We start from the raw sequence: 2273 nt of genomic DNA, 5'->3' as shown, positions 1-2273 counted from the left end.
AAACAGCGCCTGGAAAAAATGCTGTCCATTGGGCAGTTTTAGGCCAATGGATGCGTTAAAAGCCTGATGGCGTCTAGGTTTGAAGGGTATCTGTACGACAAACCGTGACCGAAAAATCTATCTTCGGAGATGTCCTGGGAAATAGTATCGCCCGCAATAACCGCCAGTGGGTGGAGCCGGCCAAGCCGGTCGTACCAGAACCGAACCGCAGTGAAAAACCGCGTAACTGGCGCGATCTGTTTGATAATGAGGTCGTACCGGTAGCGCCTGTAGGTAATAGTGGCCCAACGGGCGATGAAGGTGGCTATATCGACCTAGCTCGACGTGGAGAGCCCTACGGTGGTGACCCAGATGGTCGTGTTCAAGGTCGGGGAGTGGCATTCCGTGGAAATATGCACGGGAAAGGCACAGCCTCAGCTGCGGATAACGAACCCGTAAATAACATTCAAATGTTTACGAATAAGGCACGTCGGCCAGCTGAAACCGTAGATGAATTTAATGCACGAGTGTATGAAGCGCGTCTAAATGGAACGTTGGGGTCAACTAAACCGTCAGTTGGTGGGGAAGTGGCTTCCGTTGGCCTTGATTTGCTGCCTGTTGTCGGACCCGGAAAGTCGATTCTTCAGGTATTTACAGGCAAAGATTTGGTTACTGGCGAGCCCGTCAACCGTTGGGTTGAAAGCGCAGGCATAGCCCTGGGCATGGTACCTGGCGGTAAAGTGCTGTTGAAAGGTGGAAAGGTCGCAGATATTGCGAGCTCGGTGGCTAAGCATGCTGATGGTGGTACAAGCACGGCAGTAGAAGCCGGTGGTATTCTATTCGGACAAAAGCGAGTTGGCCCAACATTTGGAGTTGAGGGACGCCCGTCCTATTTGGCTGGGCGTGAAATCAGTGCTGTCGCTACTGATTTACGTTTAGGGCGTATACACCCTGACCAACTGCCAATAGATGCATTTAAATACAATGGCCAGCTAGTTTCGGCAAATACTCGTTCACTATCCGCTCTGAGCGAAGCTGGCTTGCAACCAACCAACGTGAATATCATTCAACCGTCAAGAGCACTTTTAAGACGGCTTCAGGAAACTCCGTTATTACCAAATGCCCCATTGCCAGGTCCTCGTGTTCCAGTAACGCCTAATCAAAGTGACCTGACAATTTTGCGAGTAATTGAAACGCCTGGAGGCAGATAAGCAATGCAATTTAAGGAAATTCTGGTACCTGTTTCGGTGCCTTGGCAAATTAGCCCATCAGTTCCACATTTGAAGATCCATGTTTCAAATGAGGGTAAACCGGTTGCAGCAACATTCATCGGTTTCTTTAAATGCGAAACCGCATTGGATAAAGAAAAAGATGGGCTATTGGTGGTAAATAGCCCAGATGTATTTGTTTGCTCTGATACGGCTGAAGGTTCTCGGCACCGATTGGTACAAGTAGCTTTTAAGGAGGGTTTATACGTTCGAAAAGTAGCAGCCTTCTCGGATCTGGAAGTTATTCCGGAAGAAAACTATGACTGGTCACAAGTACCAAGTGGGTTAAACAGCGGCGAGACTGTAGAGGAGTCTGTCGGACGAGTTCATAACATGTGGGTCTCGACTGGTTACTGCCCAGACCCATGTATGTATGAGGTGCAAGGATCGAAGTGGCTGACTGCTTTACAGCTTGATTGGCAAGATTGGCATCATTACATTCTTCTTGGTCATGATGATTACGTCGAAGTCATTGCCCGTGGGTGGGAATGGAAACCAGGGCAGGCTGTGGTCTAAGTAAAAACCGGTGCCGGAGTAGTTCACACCGGCTTTGCTCATTCACGAGCGAGTGATACAGCCAATAACCTCAAACCTCGAAACCATCATCACAGCGCACCCAATCCGCATTACCGTCTAGATGCACGCACTCCTCCCGGTCGGTCCACCATTCAGGTGGGCCGGATTCGGCGCAGTGGTCAAAATAACCTGCATCAAAGGGTGGCGGTTCGTCTAAACCGGGGTCTTCTTCAGGGTTCCACCATGTTGGCGGACCCTCATCGGAGTAAATATCGTCGTTTTGTGGTGCTTCGGCTGGCGGTAGCGCGTCGTTGAGGGCGTCAGCCAATAACTGCGTACAGTTATTGTCACAAGTCCTAGATGGCCGAGCTTCGCCCGTCCTGGCGGCGAGTCCTTCGGCCGCGCCTTCAAACATCGACTGCTTCTTACGCCAGTCGATGGTCCAGGTCTTGGTGCGTGTTACTACCTTCTTTGCTCCCGCTTCTACCCCCTTCACCACGGCACAGGCAG

The 2273-nt window shown here is 50.8% G+C and carries 3 protein-coding genes; 2 read left to right on the top strand and 1 reads right to left on the bottom strand.

Annotation, left to right across the window (positions count from 1 at the left end):
* Positions 1-104 precede the first annotated feature (104 nt).
* Both ACUHMQ_RS20465 and ACUHMQ_RS20460 read left to right on the top strand, forming a co-directional pair.
* A complete protein-coding gene (locus ACUHMQ_RS20465) occupies positions 105-1190 on the top strand; it encodes a pre-toxin TG domain-containing protein (protein WP_445297295.1) in 1086 nt (361 codons plus the stop codon).
* A 3-nt stretch (positions 1191-1193) separates the two neighbouring features.
* Complete coding sequence (locus ACUHMQ_RS20460) at positions 1194-1763, top strand: hypothetical protein (protein ID WP_445297294.1); 570 nt, start codon at positions 1194-1196, stop codon at positions 1761-1763.
* 70 nt (positions 1764-1833) lie between these two features.
* On the opposite strand, the gene ACUHMQ_RS20455 is transcribed toward ACUHMQ_RS20460, so the two are convergent.
* Positions 1834-2273, bottom strand: a 440-nt coding sequence (locus tag ACUHMQ_RS20455) for a hypothetical protein (RefSeq protein WP_445297293.1), incomplete at its 5' end; no start/stop codon positions are given.

This window comes from Chitinimonas violaceus (genome assembly GCF_052601015.1).
The sequence above is the reverse complement of the archived record's forward strand: the minus strand, read 5'-3'. Positions and strand labels throughout refer to the sequence as shown.

Bases quoted from the DNA above. Each gene is read 5' to 3' on its own strand.
- ACUHMQ_RS20460 (WP_445297294.1), top strand. From the start codon at position 1,194: ATGCAATTTAAGGAAATTCTGGTACCTGTTTCGGTGCCTTGGCAAATT.